Annotated in this window: 20 protein-coding genes and 4 tRNA genes; 3 read left to right on the forward strand and 21 right to left on the reverse strand. The window is 54.9% G+C overall.

The features are described from left to right. Positions 1–211: 211 nt before the first annotated feature. The 21 genes from LZP73_RS12520 to orn form a co-directional block, all read right to left on the reverse strand. Complete coding sequence (locus tag LZP73_RS12520) at positions 212–2,695, reverse strand: S9 family peptidase (RefSeq protein ID WP_234235361.1); 2,484 nt, start codon at positions 2,693–2,695, stop codon at positions 212–214. A gap of 206 nt (positions 2,696–2,901) precedes the next feature. Continuing rightward, complete coding sequence (locus LZP73_RS12525) at positions 2,902–3,474, reverse strand: anthranilate synthase component II (RefSeq protein WP_234235362.1); 573 nt, start codon at positions 3,472–3,474, stop codon at positions 2,902–2,904. 179 nt (positions 3,475–3,653) lie between these two features. Beyond that, positions 3,654–4,094, reverse strand: coding sequence for a ClpXP protease specificity-enhancing factor (locus LZP73_RS12530; protein WP_234235363.1), 441 nt, complete (start codon positions 4,092–4,094; stop codon positions 3,654–3,656). After that, on the reverse strand, positions 4,094–4,723 hold the full coding sequence (gene sspA / locus LZP73_RS12535; protein WP_234235364.1) for a stringent starvation protein SspA: 630 nt from the start codon (positions 4,721–4,723) through the stop codon (positions 4,094–4,096). Before sspA ends, LZP73_RS12530 begins: the two co-directional genes overlap by 1 nt. Before the next feature lie 95 nt (positions 4,724–4,818). Further along, positions 4,819–5,514: a cytochrome c1 gene (locus LZP73_RS12540; RefSeq protein WP_234235365.1), complete on the reverse strand. Its 696-nt coding sequence runs from the start codon at positions 5,512–5,514 to the stop codon at positions 4,819–4,821. Beyond that, on the reverse strand, positions 5,514–6,728 hold the full coding sequence (locus LZP73_RS12545; RefSeq protein ID WP_234235499.1) for a cytochrome b: 1,215 nt from the start codon (positions 6,726–6,728) through the stop codon (positions 5,514–5,516). The genes LZP73_RS12540 and LZP73_RS12545 overlap by 1 nt, the downstream gene beginning before the upstream one ends. Beyond that, positions 6,728–7,318: a ubiquinol-cytochrome c reductase iron-sulfur subunit gene (gene petA / locus LZP73_RS12550; RefSeq protein WP_234235366.1), complete on the reverse strand. Its 591-nt coding sequence runs from the start codon at positions 7,316–7,318 to the stop codon at positions 6,728–6,730. Before petA ends, LZP73_RS12545 begins: the two co-directional genes overlap by 1 nt. A 494-nt stretch (positions 7,319–7,812) precedes the next feature. Next, entirely contained in the window at positions 7,813–8,709 is an 897-nt protein-coding gene (gene hflC / locus LZP73_RS12555; protein WP_234235500.1) for a protease modulator HflC, read from the reverse strand. A 2-nt stretch (positions 8,710–8,711) separates the two neighbouring features. After that, a complete protein-coding gene (gene hflK / locus LZP73_RS12560) occupies positions 8,712–9,854 on the reverse strand; it encodes an FtsH protease activity modulator HflK (RefSeq protein WP_234235367.1) in 1,143 nt (380 codons plus the stop codon). A gap of 36 nt (positions 9,855–9,890) precedes the next feature. Continuing rightward, positions 9,891–11,192 carry a ribosome rescue GTPase HflX gene (gene hflX, locus LZP73_RS12565; RefSeq protein WP_234235368.1) on the reverse strand — a complete coding sequence of 434 codons (1,302 nt, stop codon included), beginning with the start codon at positions 11,190–11,192 and terminating at the stop codon, positions 9,891–9,893. 23 nt (positions 11,193–11,215) lie between these two features. Beyond that, positions 11,216–11,491: an RNA chaperone Hfq gene (gene hfq, locus LZP73_RS12570; protein ID WP_169564023.1), complete on the reverse strand. Its 276-nt coding sequence runs from the start codon at positions 11,489–11,491 to the stop codon at positions 11,216–11,218. Between the two features lie 87 nt (positions 11,492–11,578). After that, positions 11,579–12,505 (reverse strand): tRNA (adenosine(37)-N6)-dimethylallyltransferase MiaA, encoded by a 927-nt coding sequence (miaA, locus tag LZP73_RS12575; protein ID WP_234235369.1) that lies wholly within the window; start codon positions 12,503–12,505, stop codon positions 11,579–11,581. Beyond that, positions 12,498–14,402 carry a DNA mismatch repair endonuclease MutL gene (gene mutL / locus LZP73_RS12580; RefSeq protein ID WP_234235370.1) on the reverse strand — a complete coding sequence of 635 codons (1,905 nt, stop codon included), beginning with the start codon at positions 14,400–14,402 and terminating at the stop codon, positions 12,498–12,500. Before mutL ends, miaA begins: the two co-directional genes overlap by 8 nt. A gap of 14 nt (positions 14,403–14,416) precedes the next feature. Further along, positions 14,417–15,748 (reverse strand): N-acetylmuramoyl-L-alanine amidase, encoded by a 1,332-nt coding sequence (locus tag LZP73_RS12585; protein ID WP_234235371.1) that lies wholly within the window; start codon positions 15,746–15,748, stop codon positions 14,417–14,419. A gap of 2 nt (positions 15,749–15,750) precedes the next feature. Then, the gene (tsaE, locus tag LZP73_RS12590; RefSeq protein ID WP_234235372.1) at positions 15,751–16,209 is read right to left on the reverse strand and encodes a tRNA (adenosine(37)-N6)-threonylcarbamoyltransferase complex ATPase subunit type 1 TsaE; all 459 of its coding nucleotides are present in this window, start codon (positions 16,207–16,209) and stop codon (positions 15,751–15,753) included. An 86-nt stretch (positions 16,210–16,295) separates the two neighbouring features. Beyond that, the gene (locus LZP73_RS12595) at positions 16,296–17,792 is read right to left on the reverse strand and encodes an NAD(P)H-hydrate dehydratase (RefSeq protein WP_234235373.1); all 1,497 of its coding nucleotides are present in this window, start codon (positions 17,790–17,792) and stop codon (positions 16,296–16,298) included. Between the two features lie 412 nt (positions 17,793–18,204). Beyond that, positions 18,205–18,280: transfer RNA gene (locus tag LZP73_RS12600), tRNA-Gly, on the reverse strand. A gap of 49 nt (positions 18,281–18,329) precedes the next feature. Next, positions 18,330–18,405: transfer RNA gene (locus tag LZP73_RS12605), tRNA-Gly, on the reverse strand. A 125-nt stretch (positions 18,406–18,530) separates the two neighbouring features. Beyond that, positions 18,531–18,606, reverse strand: a tRNA-Gly gene (locus LZP73_RS12610). A 49-nt stretch (positions 18,607–18,655) separates the two neighbouring features. After that, a tRNA-Gly gene (locus tag LZP73_RS12615) sits at positions 18,656–18,731 on the reverse strand. Between the two features lie 257 nt (positions 18,732–18,988). Then, a complete protein-coding gene (gene orn / locus LZP73_RS12620) occupies positions 18,989–19,534 on the reverse strand; it encodes an oligoribonuclease (protein ID WP_234235374.1) in 546 nt (181 codons plus the stop codon). Between the two features lie 112 nt (positions 19,535–19,646). Between orn and rsgA the strand changes: the two genes are divergently transcribed. The 3 genes from rsgA to LZP73_RS12635 are packed head-to-tail and all read left to right on the forward strand — an operon-like array spanning position 19,647 to position 22,567. After that, positions 19,647–20,708: a small ribosomal subunit biogenesis GTPase RsgA gene (gene rsgA, locus LZP73_RS12625; protein ID WP_234235375.1), complete on the forward strand. Its 1,062-nt coding sequence runs from the start codon at positions 19,647–19,649 to the stop codon at positions 20,706–20,708. A 42-nt stretch (positions 20,709–20,750) separates the two neighbouring features. Further along, the gene (gene asd / locus LZP73_RS12630) at positions 20,751–21,632 is read left to right on the forward strand and encodes an archaetidylserine decarboxylase (protein ID WP_234235376.1); all 882 of its coding nucleotides are present in this window, start codon (positions 20,751–20,753) and stop codon (positions 21,630–21,632) included. Positions 21,633–21,655: 23 nt separating this feature from the next. Beyond that, positions 21,656–22,567 (forward strand): DMT family transporter, encoded by a 912-nt coding sequence (locus LZP73_RS12635; RefSeq protein WP_234235377.1) that lies wholly within the window; start codon positions 21,656–21,658, stop codon positions 22,565–22,567. Positions 22,568–22,582: the final 15 nt, after the last annotated feature.

The raw sequence follows: 22,582 nt of genomic DNA on the forward strand, positions 1-22,582 counted from the left end.
GCGATTTTGGCGCTAAAAGGGTGGGCACTCAGATCTTATCCACATATTAAAATGGCTTTTAATCCATGGCGTTATGAGGACACTGCATGCTTGCTGCCGCAGCTTTCCGGTTCATTAGCCCTGGGCATGCGGGCAGGAGCTTTCGAAAAAAAAACCGCCGAAAGCAGGCTTTCGGCGGTTGTTCAGTGGACTGCAGCGGATGGGCGGCGGACTATTTCAGTTCCCGCTCAAACAGCTTGTAGATGCGGCGATATTCATCCAGCCAGCTCGATGGTTGCCGGAAACCATGGGGCTCGACCGGATAGATGGCCGTCTCGAACATGGGTTTCTCCAGCTCGATCAGCCGCTGCACCACGCGCACACTGTCCTGGAAGAAGACATTGTCATCCATCACACCGCTCATGATGAGCAAGGGCTTTTGCAACCCCTGGACCTCTTCTATGGGTGAACTGCGTTGATAGGCGATGGCATCCACATCCGGGGTGTTGAGTATGTTGGAGGTATAAGGCGCATTGTAATGGGCCCAATCACTCACGGGACGCAGCGCGGCGCCGGCCTGGAATAGGTCAGGGGCGGTAAACAGCGACATGAAGGTCAGGAAGCCACCGTAGGACCCCCCATAGGTGCCCACCTTCTCCGTGTCGACATGGGCATTGGCGCCCAACCAGCTAACACCGTCCCTGAGATCTTCCACTTCCGGGTGGCCCATGTTGCGATAGATGGCGGTCCGCCAGTCGCGGCCGTAGCCCTTGGAGCCGCGATAATCCATGTCCAGCACCACATAGCCCTGTTGGCTCAGCAGATTATGGAACATGAACTCACGGAAATAGCCCGAGAAACCATAGTCGGCATTCTGCAGATAGCCGGCACCATGGTTGAAGACCACCGCTGGGTATTTGGCCGCCCGCGTTGCATCATACCCTTGTGGCAGGTAGACCCTGGCGTAGATAGCGCCGGCGCCATGGCTCGAGGGGACAGTGACCACCTCGGGTGCCTGCCAGGGGTAGTTTTTAAAGGCATCGCTGGTGTAATGCGTCAGCTGCCTGAGTTCACCCGAGATGGGCTGAACATAGAGCTCGGCGGGCTGAGTACGGCGTGAGGCCGTCAGCAGCAAGCTATGACCATCCGGACTCAGGCGGTAATCCAGGTTGCCATCCCAATGGGTCAGCTGCTCGTCCTCGCCCGTCGCCAAGGCGACGCGGTAGACATTATAGATACCTGGGTGAGTCTTATTCGCCTTGTAGTAGATATACTCGGCCTTGGGGCCCAGCTGGATATCCGAGACCACAAACTTGCCTTGGGTCAATGCCTTGGCCTTGGCGGCGAGCGGCTTGAGATACAGCTGGGAATAACCCGTCTCTTCCGAGAGGTAATAGAGGCTGTCAGTGCCAGGTAACCAGCCAAATTGGTTATGGTCATAGTTGATCCAGGCATCGTCATGCAACCTATGCTCAGTGCGCAGCTTGCCCTTTTCCAGTTCGACCCTGGCCAACCAGCGATCCTTATTGTCCACAGCCTCGAGCATGACCGCCAGGTGCTTACCGTCATCGCTCCACTGAATCGCGCTCTGGCTCCAGCCCCAGTCTTCGATCAACTGGATCTTGCGGGGGGACTTCTCACTCTTGTAGCTTGTCCCCATGGCCTTGGCGTTCTCTGCCTTGACCTTGGCCAGCACGTCTTCATCGAAACCCTGCAGGCCTTCTATGGTGATGTCCTGCTTCTGGTGTGAACTCAAATCCAGCAGCACCAAACGCTGCCCCGGCGGATTGTCTTCTGCGACCCGCGCCCGCACCGGCACGGCATCGACATAGCCTTGCTTGCCCAGGTAGTTAGGCATGATGTCATGCTCGCTGCGCCAATCATAATTTTTGTCTGTCAGCGCCAGTAAGACGTAACGCCCATCCGGGGACACGCTCAGCTCAGAGACCTTTTCCTTGTCACCCAAATACCAGCTGTTGGCCGCCAGGGTAGGATCGGCCGCTTGCAGTTCGGCCTTGTATTGTTCGCCGCGCTTGGCATTCTCATGCTGCAACGCCACATAGCGGATCAACCTCTGTTGCTGCTTGCCAATATAGGTGTCGGGCTCGGTTTCGCCCTTGGGCTCATTCAGCATCTGGATGTTAGCCAGTTGCTCTATGAGCCCTGTGTCCTGGTGCAGGCGGAAAATATTCTCCCCCTGCCAATAGACGAGATCGCCATCCTTCAGGAAACGTACCCCGGCGATGGCGGCGTTCTGACGTGTGACTTGCTTGATCTCGCCCGAGTGCAGATCTTTGACGAACAGATTGCCCTGATACAGGTAGGCCTTGCGGCGCTTCTCGGCATCGAATACCCCGTATTGCTGATCCGCCAGATGCAACGCATCCAAACCCAACTGGGTCGCACTCGTTTGGGTTATTCCCTGGCGGTAGTAATCACGCAGCGGTGAGGCGCTGGCCTGACGCGCAAAATAGACACTCCGGCTATCGTCGCTCCAATAGGCGTCTTTGACCAAAATCCCCATCCAGTCGGGATCCGCCATGATCTGCTCCAATGTCAGTTGGTCCGACACCCGGGGCGGCGTTGCCAGGAGTGGCGTGGCCCTTTGTGCGTGCTTGACTTGAGTCGTCGCTTGAGTCGAGGGGGTGGCGCTGCAGGCGGTCAGCACCAGGAGTGCTATGGCGCTGAGGCCGGTATTACGCATCAGGCTGGTCATCTATCTTCCTTTCTTGTTATCTCAATCCGCCATGGCGGCGTCACGTTGCAGCCAGGATGATTGGGGCTATTTTGCGGCCTGTTATATCATATTTGCCAGGTAAACTGGGCGCCGGGAAGTGGAAATCTTGTAACAGGGATTGAGCCGGGCCGGGTGCCGGGTCTGCAACCCCTGTAGGGAAGCGGATCTGGGCTTTGAAGCCTAACTCAAGGATAACGCAGAAAATTCGCCAGCAACTCAATCCCCTGTTCGGTCAAGATCGACTCGGGATGAAACTGCACCCCAAACAAAGGCAGAGACTTGTGGCTCATGGCCATGATTTCCCGCCCGTGCAGGGGATCGTCGAACCAGGCATCCAGACGAAAATCCTCGGGCAAGTGCTCGACCAGCAGTGAGTGGTAGCGGGTCACAGTCAGGGGGTTATTCAAGCCGTCAAACAGGCCTTGCCCCGTATGCCTGATATTGCTGGTCTTGCCATGCATCACCCGCTTGGCCCGGACGACGGCGGCGCCATAGACCTGGGCCAGCGCCTGATGGCCCAGGCAGACCCCGAGTATCGGCAATTTATCGGCAAAATGGCGGATGGCGGCCAGGGAGATCCCTGCTTCATTGGGGCTGCAGGGACCGGGAGAGATCACCAGATGGGTGGGATTCAGGGCCTCGATATCCGCCAGGCTCAGCTCATCGTTGCGTTTAACCAAGATGTCCCGCCCCAAGTGCTGAAAGTATTGCACCAGGTTAAAGGTAAAAGAATCGTAGTTATCTATCATCAACAACATTTAGGGTATCCGTCTGACGCTGGTGCTCTTGCTGGGCACAGGGTTAAGCTGCTGCCCGCCTTTGATTGGCGCTGATGCTAACATACTGGACCGGACTAATCATCCCGGCGCCGAGTCGACCCGGCCCAGGGCAAAAAAAAAGCCTGTCATAGAGACAGGCGTTTTGGGTACAGACAGGGTTACTTGACGACGGTCAGATGACTCGGGCGTTTCTTCTCCTGAGTCTTATCGACTGCACTCTGCGGCGGCTTATCGGCAACCACAGAGAGGGAGGTATCGGCCTCGTCTTCGATCAGATAGGCATCTTCCGGATCGAACACCATGCCGGCGCCATTTTCCCTGGCATAGATGGCCACTATGGCCGCCATCGGCAGTATCACCCGCTGAGGCACGCCGCCGAAACGGGCACTGAACTCGACAAACTCGTTGTTCATCAGCAAATTTCCCACGGCACCCGCGGTGATGTTCAGCACTATCTGGCCGTCTTTCACATACTGCTGTGGCACTTCAGTTCCTTTGACGAAGGCATCCACAACCACATGCGGCGTCAACTGGTTATCCATCAACCAGTCATAATAGGCGCGCAGCAAATAAGGACGATTGGGCGTCAAAGCTTTCATCAGATACCCATGCGCATTTCGCGCTCGACTTCGGTCAGAGAGGCTTTAAAGGATTCGCGTTCGAAAATGCGCGTCATATAAGCCTTGATATCTTTTCCGGCGCGACTGTCCAGCTCTATGCCCAATACAGGCAAACGCCACAACAAGGGACCGAGATAGCAATCTGCCAGACCAAACTCTTCGCTCATGAAATAAGGCACTTCGCCAAACACAGGGGCGATGGCGAGCAGACCTTCGGTCAGCTCTTTGCGGGCCGCCTCGGCGCGATCACCCTTACGGATACGCTCGACCAGTGAATAGAAGTCGGTGTCTATGCGGTGCATCATAAGACGGCTTTGGCCACGAGACACAGGATAAACAGGCATCAGAGGTGGGTGAGGGAAACGCTCATCCAGATACTCCATGATGATGCGTGACTCGTACAACACAAGTTCGCGATCTACCAAGGTAGGCACAGAGTTATAAGGATTGACCTCAAGCAACTCTTCAGGCATTTCATTAGGGTCGACCTGTAAAACATCAACAGTTACCCCTTTTTCAGCCAGTACTATGCGTACTTGATGGCTATAGAGATCATCAGCACCCGAAAACAGGGTCATGATAGAGCGTTTATTGGCAGCAACAGCCATTGATACCCTCCAGAATCGAAATAAACAAAAATAAACGAGGGGCTAAGCCCCCCGTTTACACTATGCGGATAATACATTTTACCCGTTATTGCAAGCTAGTGCACATCTTTCCAATATTCTTTCTTCAAGAGGTAGGCAATTATGAAGAACACGAACAGGAATCCGAGCACCCACCAGCCCAAGGCTTGACGCTCAAGCTTGACAGGTTCGGCCGAGTAAGCCAGGAAGCCCGTGATATCACGTACCGCCTGATCATACTCTTCTGCATTCAACTTGCCGCCGGTGGCGACGGTAGTACCGTCCTCCTGCTCGACAGGCAAGCCCTGCAGTTCCTGCAACACGTGTGGCATGCCCACGGAAGGGAACACCTTGTTGTTCACACCGAACGGACGGCTGGGATCTTGGTAGAAACCTTTAAGGTAAGAGTATACCCAGTCTTCACCACGAGCCCTGGCAACCAGTGTCAGATCCGGTGGCGTAGTACCAAACCATTTGGCCGCATCTTTCTTCGGGATAGCGTTCTGCATCAGCTCACCGATTTTGACATCGGTAAACATATAGTTTTTGCGCATATCATCGAACGAGATACCCAAATCTGTCGCTACCCGCTCGTAACGCTGATATTGGGTGCTATGACAGCCTGAGCAGTAGTGTTGGAACAAATCCACACCACGCTGTAGAGAGGCCTTGTCATGCAGGTCAATATTGGCCTTTTCCAAATGCAGATGTTCGCTCGACGCCATGGCTAAGCTTGGCAGTAATGCGACTAAGGCAATCAATAATTTCTTCATTAGTGTGTCAACCTCGCTGGAACTGGCTTAGTTTTTTCGTTCTTGCTGTAGAGCCACAGCAATAAGAAGAAGCCGAAATAAGTCACAGTGAAAACACGTGCAAGAATGGTCAGCTCAGGCGTTGCAGGTACGGTACCCAGGTAGCCCAGAATCATGAAGGATATCGCAAACTGCGCTATGTTCAGCTTGTGCAGCATGCTGCGATAGCGAACCGACTTGACCTTACAACGATCCAACCAAGGCAGTACAAACAGCACGGCAATCGACAGACCCATCATGATAACCCCGGTCAACTTGTCCGGAATCGCACGCAAGATGGCGTAGAAAGGTGTGAAGTACCAAACCGGCGCTATGTGTGGTGGCGTCTTCATAGGGTTGGCCGCTTCGAAGTTCGGACCTTCGAGGAAGTAACCGCCGCCCTCAGGGGCGAAGAACATCACATAACAGAAGACGATCAGGAAGCCGGCGACGCCCATGATATCTTTGACCGTGTAGTAAGGGTGGAATGGGATACCGTCTAATGGCCAGCCATTCTCGTCTTTGTTCTTCTTGATTTCTATGCCGTCCGGGTTGTTTGAACCCACTTCATGCAGTGCCACCAAGTGCAGGAACACAAGTACCACCAACACCAAAGGCAAGGCGATGACGTGCAAGGCGAAGAAACGGTTCAGGGTAGCACCGGAGATCACATAGTCACCACGGATCCACAGGGTCAGATCATCACCTATGACGGGGATGGCACCGAACAGGGAGATAATCACCTGAGCGCCCCAGTAGGACATCTGGCCCCAAGGCAGCAGGTAGCCCATGAAGGCTTCGGCCATCAACACCAGGAAGATCAGCATACCGAACAGCCATAACAGCTCTCTTGGCTTCTGATAAGAACCGTAGATCACACCACGGAACATGTGCAGATAGATGACCACGAAGAAGGCCGAGGCACCGGTGGAGTGCATATAACGCAGCAACCAACCGTATTCGACGTCACGCATTATGTATTCGACGGAAGCGAATGCGCCTTCTGCCGTAGGGACATAGTTCATGGTCAGCCAGATGCCGGTCAGTAATTGGTTAACCAATACCAACATGGCCAGCGAGCCGAAGAAGTACCAGAAGTTGAAGTTGGTTGGTGTCGCATACTGGCCCACGTGACGGTTATAGGTCGCCGTCATTGGGATGCGAGCATCTATCCAATTAATCAGATTAGTAAACATCATGCGACTCCTGTGTCTACACCTATGATGACAGTGCCATCATTGATGTATTGATGCGGAGGAACGACCAGGTTCAGTGGTGCCGGTACCCCTTGGAAGACGCGACCGGCCATGTCGTAAGTTGAACCATGACAAGGACAGAAGAAGCCTGAAGAGATGCCTTCAACCTGCTCGCCGAATGAATCGGGTAAGTAAGTTGGGGAACAACCCAGGTGAGTACAAATACCGACGGCAATGAAGTACTCGGGCTTGATCGAACGAAGTGCGTTTCTCGCGTACTCGGGCTGTTGCATTTCTGCAGAAGCGGGATCACGCAGCTTATCTTCGTGTGTTGGCAATTCATTCAGCACAGCTTCTGTACGACGGGCAATCCATACTGGTTTACCGCGCCATTCGACACGAATTAACTGGCCTGGCTCTATTTTACTGATATTTACTTCGACCGGTGCACCTGCAGCTTTCGCTTTGGCACTCGGATTCCATGACTTGATGAAAGGAACCGCAGCAGCGACGGCACCAGCACCACCTACTACGGCGGTTGCGGCTGTCAGGAATCTGCGACGTCCGGTATCGACTGGCGCATTGCTCATCCACTTATCTCCCAGAGGGTGTTGGAATTTTTGTTTTATCAAGACTTTAGATTGCTTAGCCTAGACTAAGAATAAAAGCCAAAGTTTGAGGCGGGGCTCATTATAGCTAAAAACTGCAAGCAGATCATAGCGAAAACACACAAGTTACTTGTGGGGATTGCGGGTTTGCGGACACGAGGATTAAAAAAGCAGCAAAAATGCCCTGCGGCTTACGCTGTCCGCGCATGGCTTGCAGGCATAAAAAGGCCATAATTCATATGGGTTAGCCGAGGTTATCGAGGTGCAGCGGCAAGCAAAATCCCCCCCAATCGAAAGCAATATTTATCTGGCGAAACTGTGATCGACAGCAAATATATTTCAATGCCAACGACTCCCGACAAGCGCAGCTGATTGAGGCGAGCCTGGCACAGGCTGAGCGGTGCAGACCCTATTGGGCAGGCAAAAAAATAAGCCCGGCGATGCCGGGCTTATGCGAGAGGGTCTGTGTGTCGGCGCTACTTGCCCTTGGGCGAAGTGGTCTTCATGTACTTGAAGAACTCACTGTCCGGCTCGAGCACCATGATGTCCGAGTTACCCGCGAAGCTGGCCTTATAGGCTTCCAAACTGCGGACGAAAGCAAAAAACTCGGCGTCCTTGTTGTAGGCATCGGCATAGATCTTCGCCGCCAGGGCATCACCTTCACCACGCACTGTCAATGCCTTACGTTCGGCTTCGGCAATCTTGACCGTCACATTGGCATCTATGGTTGCACGAATGATCTCGGCCTGCTCTTTACCTTGTGCCCTGTGTTCCTTGGCAACGGCTTGACGCTCGGCGCGCATCCTTTGGTAAATACTGTTACTGACGTTGGCCGGCAGATTGATCTGCTTGACACGGACGTCGACAACTTCGATACCCAAATCTCTGGCACTCTCGGAAGCATTCTCCAAGGCGTTGTTTTGCAACTCATCACGCTCGCCGGACACGATTTCCTTGATGGTCCTGCGACCGAACTCGGTACGCAAATCGTTGTTGATCTTGCGTTGCAACAGGGACTCGGCATTCGATTTTACCCCGCCGTTGGTCGACAGGTAATATTTTTCGAAATCCCTGATGCGCCACTTCACATAGGAATCGACCATGAGATCTTTCTTCTCAGAGGTCACGAAGCGATCCGCGGCGCCATCCAAGGTTTGGATACGCGCGTCGAGCAGCTTGATCTTGTCGATAACCGGGATCTTAAAGTGCAATCCTGGGGCATAGACCCGGGTAATCCCCTGGCCATCGACCTCGTCTTTAAGCACCTTGCCGAAACGCGCCACTATGGCACGTTCGCCTTCGCTGACCACCATGATGGATGACAGACTGATACCCAAGATTATCGCTATGACAATAACACCAAATCTACCCATCATTACTCCCTCCCTTGGCGAGCACGCTCATCACGGGGCGGGCGCCCGGACAGAGGCACAGAAGTGCGGGTGCCGGACACAGAAGATGAATTGATATGCTGTTCAGTCTGAGTCATGGGCTCGGTCTGGGCAGACTTGTTATTCATCAGTTTATCCAAGGGTAAATACATCAAATTCCCATTATTCTTAGCGTCTATGACAACCTTGTTGGTATCGGTCAGCACTTGCTGCATGGCATCTAGATACAAACGTTTACGTGTCACTTCCGGCGCCAGCTGATACTCGGGCAGCAGCTTCTCGAAACGGGCGACCTTACCCCGAGCTTCCAAGACTTCACGTTGCTTGTAGGCGCTGGCTTGTTGCGCCATGCGTTGCACTTCACCGCGGGCCTTAGGCTCGATTTCGCGGGCATAGGCTTCGGCTTCACGGATGAACCTCTGCTCGTCTTCCTGTGCAGAGATGGCATCATCGAAGGCATCTTTGACTTCTTCCGGCGGACGCGCCGGCAGGAAGTTGACGTCGACGATAGTGAGTCCTAACTTATAGGGCTCAAGTATGCGTTCGATTTCCTTCCAGGTGTCGCGACGTATGGCGTCACGTCCCGTGGTCAGAATGTCATCCATCTTGTTATGCCCAATGACATAACGCAGTGCGCTGTCGGTGGCCTCACGCAGGCTCGAGTTGGCATCGACGGCACTGAACAGGAACAGATAGGGATCGACAACCCGGTACTGCACATCCAGCTCAACTTTCACCACGTTCTCGTCCGAAGTCAGCATGCTGCCCGAAGCAGGAATGGAGCGTACCGATTGCACATCCACAGGGTAGACCTGATCGATGAAAGTCGCCTTCCACTGCAGACCGGGAGCGACTTCGCCAACATGTTTGCCGAAACGCAAGGCGACACCACGTTCGGCTTCCTTGACGGTATAGAAGCCTGAAAGCCCCCACACCACCAGGATAATGCCGAGCACCACAGTGAAACTCAAGGCGCTGAATCCCTGACCCGCTGGGCCATTGCCTTTGCCGCCGAAGCGTTTTGAAAGATTACGAAATACTTCGTCCAGATCCGGTGGTCCCTTGTCGTTACCACCTTTATTTCCCCAAGGGTCATTACCCTTGTTACCGGGCTCATTCCAAGCCATTTAGCACTCCATAAGTGGATGAAATAAATTAGATTATTAGCAAGCTACACTATCTTCATTCAAGATAAAAGTGTCTAACTCACCCTGACTCTGTTTCGCCAGTCGGCGCCAGTCGGCATCCGATAAACGAACAGATAAAATACAGTTCCCCAGATCGTCATACTCTTTGTGCTGTATCGCCTCCAGTCGATAAAACTGGCCAAGATAATGTCCGGCCGTCGCTGGAATCTTCAATGTCAGCTCTTTGATCACAGTCCCGATAAGCTCGCCTATGGCTTGCAAGAGCAAATCAAAACCCTGTGATTTCTGCGCCGAAATCCATACCCGCTCAGGCTTGCCCTCAGCATCATAATCAATTCTGGGGGGGACTTCATCGAGCAGGTCTATCTTGTTGCAGACGACCAATTGGGGGATCTCATCGGCCTCTATGTCTTTGAGCACATTCTGTACCTGCTCAAAGTTATCCGCCATGTTGTCATCGGCACAATCGACAACATGCAGCAAGATCTCGGCCTGACGCGTCTCCTGCAGGGTCGCCTTAAATGCGGCGACCAGATCATGGGGAAGATGGCGGATAAAGCCTACCGTGTCCACCAAGATCACCGAACCGTCGGCCAGGTCAAGCTTCCTCAAGGTGGGATCCAGAGTAGCAAACAGCTGATCCGCGGCATAAACCTCTGAAGAAGTTAAGGCATTGAACAACGTCGACTTGCCGGCGTTGGTATAACCCACGAGCGAAACAGTCGCCATGTCACTGCGCTTGCGCGCCCGGCGGCTCTGTTCCCGCTGTTTATCGACCCTTTCCAGACGGCGGTTGATATTCTTAATCCGCCCGCGGAGTAAACGCCTGTCGGTTTCGAGCTGGGTTTCACCCGGACCCCGTAGGCCGATACCGCCTTTTTGTCTCTCCAGGTGAGTCCAGCCCCGGATCAAGCGAGTCGACATGTGGCGCAATTGCGCTAGCTCCACCTGTAACTTGCCTTCGTGGGTTCTGGCCCTTTGAGCAAAAATATCCAGAATGAGTGTAGTACGATCCAATACCCTGCATTGACACACCTGCTCAAGATTACGCTCCTGAGCCGGACTCAATGCATGGTTGAATATCACTACGTTGGCGTCCGTTGCCGCCACCAGAGTGGCCAATTCTTCCGCTTTCCCCGAACCGACAAAATATTTGCGGTCCGGTGAACGCCGACTGCCTGTGATGACACCGACCGAACGGGCACCGGCAGACTCGACTAAAAGTTGCAACTCTACCAAATCTTCGCGTTTTTCATCATCGGTAAAGTCGATATGGACAAGAACCGCTGTTTCTCCCGCCTCATAACGATCAAACAAGAAGCTAACTCCTTAAGGCTAAATTACTCAGCCGTTGAGGTTTCATCGCCAGTGGCACCATAACCGCCTTGGGTATTCTGATGCGCATTGACGTTAAATGGACGCGCCGGCACTACCGTTGAAATCGCGTGTTTGTAAACCATTTGGCTTACCGTATTTTTCAACAAGATCACAAATTGATCGAAAGACTCCACCTGTCCCTGGAGTTTGATGCCGTTAACCAGGTAAATAGAAACCGGTACACGCTCGCGACGCAATGCGTTCAAAAATGGGTCTTGTAAAGATTGCCCCTTAGCCATTTGTTTTTTCCTTTTTAATTTATAAAAAATCTACTATCGTGCAGCTTTCTTGTTTAGTTTTAGTATTATACAGCAAGGACCAATAAGCTAGCGGCTTTGTTGCATTAGTCTAACTAAATTCCCTTGCGCACCGCTTTCCAGCCATTCCAAGGCCGGCCAACCACGTAACCATGTTAATTGACGCTTGGCCAATTGCCTAGTAGAAGCTACGGCTTTTTCGACCATAGTCTTATAGTCGTACTCACCATCCAGATACTGCCAACACTGGCGATAACCGACGCAGCGCATGGATGGCAGATCCAAATGCAGGTCGCCCCTTGCCCTCAGGCGTTCCACTTCTTCGACAAAGCCCTGGGACAACATGATCTCGAAACGTTTCGCAATCAGCTCATGCAACACCTTACGCTCGCTCGGTGCTATCGCAAACTGCACCACCTCATAGGGTAAGGCCGCCGACTTGGTTTGGGTCAATTCCGTCAGTGTCTTGCCTGAGATGCGGTAGACTTCCAACGCCCGCGCCAGGCGCTGGGGATCGTTGGGATGAATACGTGCCGCCGCAACCGGGTCTATATTGCGCAAACTGTCATGCAAGGCCTGCCAGCCCAAGCCGTCGGCTTCAGCCTGGATCTCGGCCCGTATCTGTTCGTTGGCGCTTGGCAGTGGCGACAAGCCTTCGAGCAAGGCCTTGAAGTACATCATGGTGCCACCGACCAGCAGGGGCGTCTTACCCGCCTGCACTATTTGTTCTATTTCGCTGAGCGCATCTCGCCTGAAATCCGCCGCCGAGTAACTTTCACTGGGATCGCGAATATCGATCAACCTGTGTGGCCCCAGGGCGAGTTCGGCCTGAGTAGGTTTAGCCGTCCCCACATCCATGCCGCGATAGATCAAGGCCGAATCGACAGACACCAGCTCACAGTTATGCTGCTGAGCCATTTCGATTGCCAATGACGTTTTGCCTGAGGCCGTGGGCCCCATCAAAAACAAGACTCTCGGCTGGGTTTCTTTATTCACTTGCCTGCTCTTCTAACCATGACTGCCAGGGCAGCGCCTTAGCGCTACGCAAAATATCTGTTTGTTGCTGCTCGTCAAGCATCAGGTAGGCCGACCAAATCTGCGGCGCAGAAATAAAACCCGATAAACTCTGTTTTGCCAACCAAGCCACCAGGGCCTCGGGGGTTGGCGTCTCATACTTAACCCATTGCAGCCATTCGGGGATGAGAGTCGCGAGCTGACTGTCCCTCAGATATGGGGGCACTTTCTTGATAATCAACTGTTGATAACGAATAGTTAGCTCCAGCCCCATCTGCCTGATCAGGGTCTCGCGGCTAACGAGTATCTCGGCCCAATCCGGATCGACGGCGACGGATACCGGCATCAACAGCGGCTGACCTATCAGGCCAGTCGTCAGCTTAGCCGAGATCTCCGCCTTGCGGGTCGAGAGTGCCAGATCTTGTACCGCCAACAGACTCAGCGCCTCTCCCTGGGTCAATACCCAATAGCGGCCGCCGAGCAAGGGTGGCATGCCTGCCGGCTTGAGCGTTTGAGCGGCCGAAGTTGTTCCCTGGCAGCTCGCCGAAGGCGTGGTCAACAGGGCGCCATAACTGGCGATGGCGCTCTGGCTGGGCAACGTTTGCTGGCCAGAGGTGGCGGACCGCCCGCCAGAGTAACCGCCGCTGCCAGGGAGTTCCATGCTGCCATAACGGCTCTGACTGGCGTGCCTTGCCGCGGAAGAATGCGGCGAGGCATGCACCTGAGTCGCCGCAGAGCCGACCCAGGTATGGGGTGCGGCCGCAGCTTCTGGCGCTGCATCCGCTACGGCAGCACTTTCAGCACCTTGGACTTGGGCTAGATACTCGCCGACAGGTTCAGCGACCGCCTCGGCCAACGCCGGCACAGCGCCAGACAGGGCCAGTTCCCCCGCTTGCTCCAAGGCCGATTGCAAGGCCTGTAAAATATAGTCGTGGATATAACGCCCCTGATGGAAGCGCACCTCGTGCTTGGCCGGATGCACGTTCACATCGACCTGATGGGGATCCAGGTCCAGCATCAACACATAGGCGGGTTGTTCTGCCTGTGCCTGCCCGGCAAACGCCTGGCGCACCGCATGGTTTACCAGGCGATCACGCACCAGCCGGCCATTGACGTAGAAATAATGGGTCTCGGTCGCCTTGGTCTGCAGCGGGGATTGCAGATAACCGCTGAGCCTGAGGCCATCGTGCTCACACTCGATCCGCAGCGCCTGCTCGGCAAAATGGCGGTCACTGACCTGGGCCAAACGCTGCAGATACTGGGCCTGGGTGAGCGCCGGGCGGTAGTTGCGCACCAGTTTGCCATTGTGACTCAGGGTGAAATGTATCTCCCCCCGCACTAAGGCGATGCGCTTTAGCCACTCATCTATATGGGTAAATTCGGTTTTATCGCTCTTGAGAAAACGGCGCCGCGCCGGGGTATTGAAGAAGAGATCTATCACCTCGATCGTCGAGCCTATGGGATGCGCCGCAGGTATCACCCTGACCGCCATCTGCGAGCCCTCGGCATACGCCTGCCAGGCTTCACTCTGTCCGGCGGTATTGGATGTCAGGGTCAATCTCGACACTGAGCTGATACTGGCCAGCGCCTCACCGCGAAAACCGAAACTGAGGATCGCCTCGAGATCGTCCAGGCTATGCAGCTTGGACGTCGCATGCCGCGACAAGGCCAGTGACAGCTCATCCTTGGGAATGCCAACGCCGTTATCCCGTATCCTGATAAGCTTGCTGCCGCCCTTGTCTATCTCTATATCGACGCGGGTAGCGCCGGCATCCAGGCTGTTTTCCACCAGTTCCTTGACCACGGATGCAGGCCGTTCCACCACTTCACCCGCGGCTATCTGGTTGGCCAATTGCGGCGGCAGTATTTGAATACCCATAAATGCGTCCTGTGTTAAGCCCTGGGGATCACTAACTTCTGGCCGATACGCACTACGTCGGTCTTGAGATTGTTGGCTTGTTTGATGCTGGCGACCGACACTTGATATCTCTTGGCTATCGCCGAGAGCGACTCACCCCGGCTCACCTTATGCCTGATATCGCTCTTGCTGGCGAGCAGGCTGTCGACCGGCGGGTTATTCTCGAAATAACGCAGCACCCCCTTATGTATCGCCTTGGCCAGATTTTCCTGGTGCGCATAGCTTGAGAGTAACTTCTCTTCCTTGGGATTGGAGATGAAGCCAGTCTCCACCAGAATCGAGGGAATATCCGGTGATTTGAGCACGGCAAAACTCGCCGACTCTGGGCGCTGCTTATGCAGTTGGGTCACAGAGCCTAAATTCTTGAGCACACCACCGGCGATGGAATGACTTATGGCCATGGATCTGTCCATCGACATATCCAGCAGGGTCATCGCCAGGTACTGCTCGTTATCCGTATTCTGGATGATCTCTCCGGCGCCGCCGAGCAGTTCCGAATGCTTCTCTTTCTGCTCCAGCCAGCGGCCTATTTCACTGTTGGCCCGACGCATGGACAGGACCCACACGGACGCCCCCCTGGGCTGTGGTGAGGTGAATGCGTCGGCGTGGATAGACACCAGCAGATCCGCCTTGCTGTTGCGCGCCAATTCGGAACGTTTGTTGAGATTGACAAAATAATCGCCGCTGCGGGTCATCACGGCATGCATGCCAGGGGTCGCGTTGATTTTCTTCGCCACCCTATCGGCGATCTCCATCACTACCTTCTTCTCATACATACCCGAAGGGCCTATGGAACCTGGATCGTCGCCGCCATGGCCCGCATCTATGGCCACTATGACATCCCTGAGGCTGGAGCCGCTTTGACTCAGCCTCCTGTCCTGGCCCTGACTCTTGGCCGGCGGCAGCTTGTCTTCGAGATCGACCACCAAACGGTTGCCATAGGGCGGAGTCGCCGGCAGCGAAAATAAATTGGCGGCAACCGGCTTGGCCAGATCTATGACCAACCTCAAGGTCCCCTTTTCCGGTGACTGACTGGCACGCACCCGTTTGACTAACTTGCTGTTGTTGGCTATGTCCGCCAGTTTGAGGGATGTCGAAGTCTGCTTGAGATCGACCACCAGGCGATAAGGGCCCGTCAGGGTAAATTGACTGTAGTCAGGCGCCGAACTGAGGTCGAAAACGACCCGAGTCGACTCTGGGGCCGCCCAAATGCGGACACCGTCGAGTTTATTCGCCGCGGCCGTCCAGGAGGTGAGCAGGCATAGGCAGCATAGAATGCGAGTAAATAGCTTATTAGTCTTTATCATGGTTACTTAAAATTATTTAACAGCGCTTGCCCCTTAATGGACTTGGCTTCTATCTGTATCTCCCGCCCGCCATCGGCATATTGAAGATGCAGCTGTATATCGGCTTCGGGCAGCAACCCCATCCCCTTGTCAGGCCATTCTACAATACACAGACTGGTGGCGGAGAAATAATCACGGATCCCCATATACTCGAGTTCTTCAGGGTCATTCAACCGATATAAATCAAAATGATAAACTTCGACGTCTGCAAGCTCATAAGGTTCAACCAAGGTATAGGTCGGACTCTTGACGGCCCCCTCATGCCCCAGCCCCTGCACTATCCCGCGGCTCAGGGTGGTCTTGCCCGCCCCTAACTCACCGCTGAGATACAGGATGAAAGGGGGGCGCATCAGCGCGGCGAGTTTTCTGCCCAGGTCCAAGGTTTCAGTTTCAGTCTCGAGAAAAAAAGTTATTGCTGTCATGTCTGTTTTGTATCGCCGCTGTCTCAAAATGTGTGAGGATGCACACTCGTGCCTTAACCCGAGCTGACTGAGTGTCCATGGGCCGCCTAGAGTAAATCACTATTTACCAATTGGCGAATAAAAGGCATCAAATCGCTGGCCAGCATGCCTCTCTCCCCCTCTGCGGCGGCGAGATCTGCGGCATAACCCTGTACTATGACGCCCGCAAGCGTCGCAGATATGGGCTCCAGCCCCTGTGCCATCAAGGCGGCGATTATACCAGACAAAACATCGCCACACCCACCACTCGCCAAGCCAGGATTGCCCACGGGCGCGACATACATATGTTCACCGTCGAAGATCAGGGTGCCAGCCCCCTTGAGCAGCACCACACCCTCGTACTTGCGTTGGATGGCCCTGATGGCCGCAAACCTGTCTGTCTCGACCTCGGCCAGGCTGCAACCCAACAGGCGAGCCGCCTCCCCCGGATGAGGGGTCAATACCCAGTCGGGGCAGCTGCGCGGCGCCTGGCTCAACAAGTTCAATGCGTCTGCGTCCAGCAACCTGGGAATGCCGGCCCGGCCGGCACCCAGGCAGGCATCAAAACAGGCCCGGCCCCATGCTTGCTGCCCAAGACCTGGACCAAGCAATACCAGCTGGGCCCACTCCAGGCGTTGCAGAAACGCCTGATCCGCCGGCTCACAACCGAGAAACATCAACTCGGGACGATTCATGTTGACCGTGACTTGGTGCTCTGGCCTGCTCATGACAGTCACCAGGCCGGCACCTGCCCTGAGACAGGCCTCCCCCGCGAGCCGTATCGCCCCGGCCATACCTGTGTCCCCCCCGACTATCAGTACCTTGCCCGCCATGCCCTTATGGCTATCCCTGGCTCTGGGAGCGAGGCAGGATGCCAGATACTCAAGGGTCACTTTCAGGGCAGCAGGTTGCGGCAGATACGCCGCCAAGCCCAGCTCCGCCAGCGCTATGAAGCCAGAGTGTTGGCGCCCCTTGGCGGTAAAGAGTCCCTGTTTCAGGCCGCCGAAGGTCAGGGTGACATCGGCCTGAACCGGGACGCCGCCACAGGCCCCGGTATCTGCGTTGAGTCCTGAGGGCAAGTCCAGGCTAAGCACCCAGGCGTTCGCCCCATTGACGGCGGCGATGATGTCCGCCAGCCCGGGGCGCAACGCGCCCGTCACCCCTGTCCCCAGCAGCCCATCGACTATGAGTTTGGCCTTGGCAATTTCCGGCAGAGCCATGGGCTGCACCTTACCACCCTGAGCCGCGAAGGCCGCAAGCGCCAGCGACAGGGGCTCACCCGGCTCGGCCTTAGGCAAAGCCATCAGGGTCACGGCATAACCTGCCTTCAGCAGCCTGGCGGCGCACACCAGGGCATCGGCGCCGTTATTGCCTGTGCCGGCCAGCACCAACACCTCTGTCGGCGCACTGTGTTGCTGGGTGATGAGGCTAAATGCCGCCTCTCCGGCCCGCTCGACCAGGCCATACAGGGTCACATCGCCCCGCGCCACAGCCTCTGTCTCGGCCGCGCGTATCTGTTGGCCTGTATACAGGCTCCTGGGCAATGCAGACAAATCTTGCGCCATCCTGTGTCTCCCGCTAGTGTCTTCCGCTAACAATGCCGAACGACCCCTTGTGTATCCCGCTAACAGTGCCGAACGGCCCTTGCCGACTCAATCTCCAGACTAGCTATAAATGCCGCAGGCAACAAGCCATGGGCAGACGCCACTTATACCATTCCGCATAAGTATGTGCTCATTCAGCGAGAATGATAAGGAATGGTATTAGTGCCAACAGCATAAGAGTGTCACCCGAGCGTGATTTCAAGAGCAAAAGGGGGATTTGTTGGGCATGGGCGCGAGTCTGCCGACATAGGCAAAGGTTCGAGCCTATGACCAGTGCAGTTCCAAGCCAAGCGGATATCACTTGATTTGAGCAGAACGGCCGAATGCGGCAGTTGAGAATGCTGGATTTTTGAGAAAAGGGGGATTTGGAAATTGGAGCGACATATCGGGTTCGAACCGATGACCTATACCTTGGCAAGGTATCGCTCTACCAACTGAGCTAATGTCGCTTAATGCTTTGCGGTTTAACGATGCTTGTGAATCGCTTAACCTTTAAATTGGAGCGACATATCGGGTTCGAACCGATGACCTATACCTTGGCAAGGTATCGCTCTACCAACTGAGCTAATGTCGCATAAATTTTTCTTTGTTCTAACTCATCGTATTGGCAAGATATCGTATTTCCACCAAGACCAACTGAGCTAATGTCGCTTAAAACTGCTGCATTCAGAAACTTGGTTTATCTCTGAAGCTTGAATTTGGAGCGACATATCGGGTTCGAACCGATGACCTATACCTTGGCAAGGTATCGCTCTACCAACTGAGCTAATGTCGCTTAATGCTTTACGGTTTAACGATGCTTGTGAATCGCTTAACCTTGAATTTGGAGCGACATATCGGGTTCGAACCGATGACCTATACCTTGGCAAGGTATCGCTCTACCAACTGAGCTAATGTCGCTTAAATCTTTCGTCGTTCTAACTCATCGTATTGGCAAGGTATCGTATTTCCACCAAGACCAACTGAGTCAATGCCGCTTTAATCTGTTGTGCCACACATTCAACTTACTGCTTCGGCGTCAGGTTTCCAACCCCAAAACTGAAATATGTATCACAACATTCAACTCCCATCCGGCATGCCATCCGAAAGTTGAGGCCGCATTATATGAAAAATTCCATCGCCTGCAACCCCTTCTTGAAGATTTATCTGCCGAACGCTCAAATTTTAAATACTTTGTCGCGATAATACCTGAGTTCGGCGATGGACTCCTGGATATCCTGCAGTGCCTGGTGGGTGCCTTGCTTCTTGAAACCGTCCATGGTTTCCGGACTCCAGCGCTTCACCAACTCCTTGATGGTGCTGACATCGACATTGCGATAATGGAAGTAATCTTCCAGTTCTCTCATATAGCGATTCAGGAAACGCCTGTCCTGGCCTATGCTATTGCCACACATGGGGGAAGCCCCCTGGGGCACGTGCTCGCTCAAGAAGGCTATCGTCTGGGCTATGGCATCCGCTTCGCTGAACTGGCTGGTCTTCACTCTCGCGATCAGCCCGGACTCACCATGGTGTTTCTGGTTCCAGTCGTCCATCTTCGCCAGGGTGTCATCGGACTGATGAATCGCAATCACCGGCCCCTGTGCCAGTATGTTCAGCTGCTGATCTGTCACTATGGTGGCTATCTCTATGATCCTGTCCACCTCAGGGTCCAGCCCCGTCATCTCCAAATCTACCCAAATCAGATTGTTCGCGTCCGCCGCCATAACTAAGCCTTATCGTGTCCATTAGCCTAAACTCAGGCTTTTTTATTCAAGAGTGTGTATCATACTGCCTTTTCGGAACACAAAAAATCACCTTATTGATGAAGATAAACCTGTGAGCAAAAAGAAACCCCTAAGCCAAGGCCAGTTACGGCGCATGCGTGCCAATCACGAGAAGCGATTGCAGCGCGGCAATTCAGATAAAAACTTGCCTGAACTGCAGGACAATTCTCTCGGACCGGAACAGGCTGGGGTGGTGATCTCCCGCTTCGGCCAGCATGCAGACATAGAGACGGTGGACGGTCAAACCGTGCGCTGCAACATCCGCCGCACCATCAAAGGCCTGGTGACAGGCGACAAGGTGATCGTCAGGCTGGCACTCGAACAACAGTCGGGCATTGGCGGCATAGTGGAAGCCGTGCATCCGCGCACTTCGTCCCTGACCCGTCCGGATCTGTACGATGGCGTCAAGGTGATTGCCGCCAACATAGATCAGATCCTCATAGTCTCATCCGTGTTGCCCAGCTTTACCACCCAGATCATCGACCGCTATCTGGTGGCCGCCGAAGACACAGGCATACCCCCGGTGATCATCCTCAACAAGATAGACTTGCTCAATCCGGACGAGGCCGATGAGATAGCCGCCGCGCTCCAGCGATATGAAGACATAGGCTACAAGGTATTTAAAGTCAGCAGCAAATCCGGTGACGGCCTGGATGCCATCAAGGGCCTGCTCAAGGACAAGGTCAGCGTCTTCGCTGGCCAGTCGGGTGTTGGAAAATCCTCCATGATCAATGCCCTGCTGCCGGACGCCGAATTGCTGGTCGGCGATGTCTCGGACAACTCGGGCCTGGGACAACACACCACCACCACAGCCAAACTGCTGCATCTGCCCAGCGGCGGCGATCTCATCGACTCCCCCGGGGTGCGTGAGTTTGCCCTCTGGCACCTGCCGGCGCAGAGAGTGGGCTGGTGTTTCATCGAATTCCGTGAATTCCTCGGCACCTGCAAGTTTCGCGACTGTAAACATGGCGACGATCCCGGCTGTGCCCTGCAAGAGGCCCTCAAGGCAGGGAAGATCACCGAGGACAGGTTCAACAATTATCACAAGATCATTGCCAGCCTGGATGAGCAGCGCCATGCCCGCTATTTCAGGGCGGCAACGGACGAACAATAGAAATCACCCCATAATCAATCAGTACCATGAAGGAAGTCTAAATTGGATAAAGTGAAGATAGCGTTGCAGTATCTGCTGCCTAAACACTTGTTATCACGCTTAGTGGGTAAATTGGCCGCCGCCGAAGCCGGTGCCTTGACCACCGCCGGCATTAAGTGGTTCATCAAGCGATATAAGATTGACATGAGTGAGGCGGCCCAGAGCCAACCCGAAGCCTACGCCAGCTTCAATGCCTTCTTTACCCGGGCACTCAAGCCCGGCATCAGACCCCTGTGCCTGGACAGTGACATCATGGTGCACCCGGTCGACGGTGCCGTGAGTCAGCTGGGACCGATAGAGGATGGCCGTATCTTCCAGGCCAAGGGGCACAATTATTCCTCACTGGCCTTGCTCGGCGATCAAGCCGAGGATGCCAAACGCTTCGACGGCGGTGATTTTGCCACCATCTATCTGGCACCCAAGGATTATCATAGGATCCATATGCCCATTCGCGGCACCCTGTCCAAGATGACCTATGTGCCGGGAGAGCTGTTTTCGGTCAACCCTCTGACCGCACGCCATGTTCCCGGGCTATTCGCCCGCAACGAACGGGTTGTGGCCATTTTCGAGACTGAGGTTGGCCCACTGGCCATGGTGTTGGTCGGCGCGACGATAGTGGCCAGCATAGAAACCGTCTGGGCCGGTACAGTGACGCCACCCGAAGGCAAGCGAGTATTCACCTGGGACTATCCGACCCAGGGGCCGGAAGCCCTCACCTTGGAGAAGGGCGCCGAAATGGGTCGCTTCAAACTCGGCAGCACTGTCGTCATGTTGTTTGCCAAGGACGCACTGGCCCATTTTGCCGCCGGCGTCGAAGCCGAGGCCGTCACCCGTATGGGCGCCCCCTTCGCCACCCTGGCGCCCCAGGCCAAACAGGCAGACTGAGACGCTTGCAAGCACCAGCGCAAATGCCGGGACCCAAGGCACCCGCCCCGGCATCATCCGGGTTGCCGGGTGCGGGTCTCATAGAACTGCATCTGGCGGTGCTGCTCTTCGGTGGCACTGCCCTGTTCTCCAAGCTCATTCCCCTTGGCGCCTTGGATATCACCCTGCTGCGCTGCGTCGTTGCCGCCGTGGTGCTGGCCTCGATAGTCAAGTTCAGCCGCCATAGACTCACCCTCGGCAGCGGCCGGGATTACCTCATCGCCATCGGGCTGGGGGTCCTGGTCAGTCTGCATTGGGTGACCTATTTCGCCTCCATGCAACTCTCGTCCGTGGCCATAGGCATGATTTCCTTCTTCTGCTATCCGGTGATGACAGTGCTGCTCGAACCCATGTTGACCCGGACCCGGCTCAGGCTCGGGGACCTGCTCAGCGGTGTTGCCGTGCTCGCCGGCGTGAGCCTGCTGATCCCCGAGGCCAGCCTGGGCAACGATGTCACCCTGGGAATACTGCTCGGGGTCCTGTCCGCCATGTTTTTCACCGCCCGCAACTTGCTGCATAAGCGTTATTTCTCTGCCTACAGCGGCCCCCAGGCCATGTTCTACCAGACATCTGTGGCCGTGCTATTCCTCGCCCCCTGGCACCAGGTAACGCCGGGCGAAATCCAGCAACAGACCTGGTGGCTCATCTTGTTGCTGGGGGTGGTCTTTACCGCCGCGCCCCATGCCCTGTTCACCTCGGCACTGAGGCAATTGAGTGCCAAGACGGTCGGCCTGGTCTCCTGCCTGCAACCTTTCTACGGCGCCATGCTGGCATTAGTGCTGCTGGGTGAAACCCTCGATGGCCGCACCCTGCTGGGCGGCACTCTGGTGGTCGTGACTGCCCTGTTGGAGACCCATCAGAGTCACAGGACCCAAAGGCAAAAAAAGAGCCCGTAGAAACATACCAATTGG

This window comes from Shewanella sp. AS16 (assembly GCF_021412365.1).
GTDB classification, from domain to species: domain Bacteria; phylum Pseudomonadota; class Gammaproteobacteria; order Enterobacterales; family Shewanellaceae; genus Shewanella; species Shewanella salipaludis.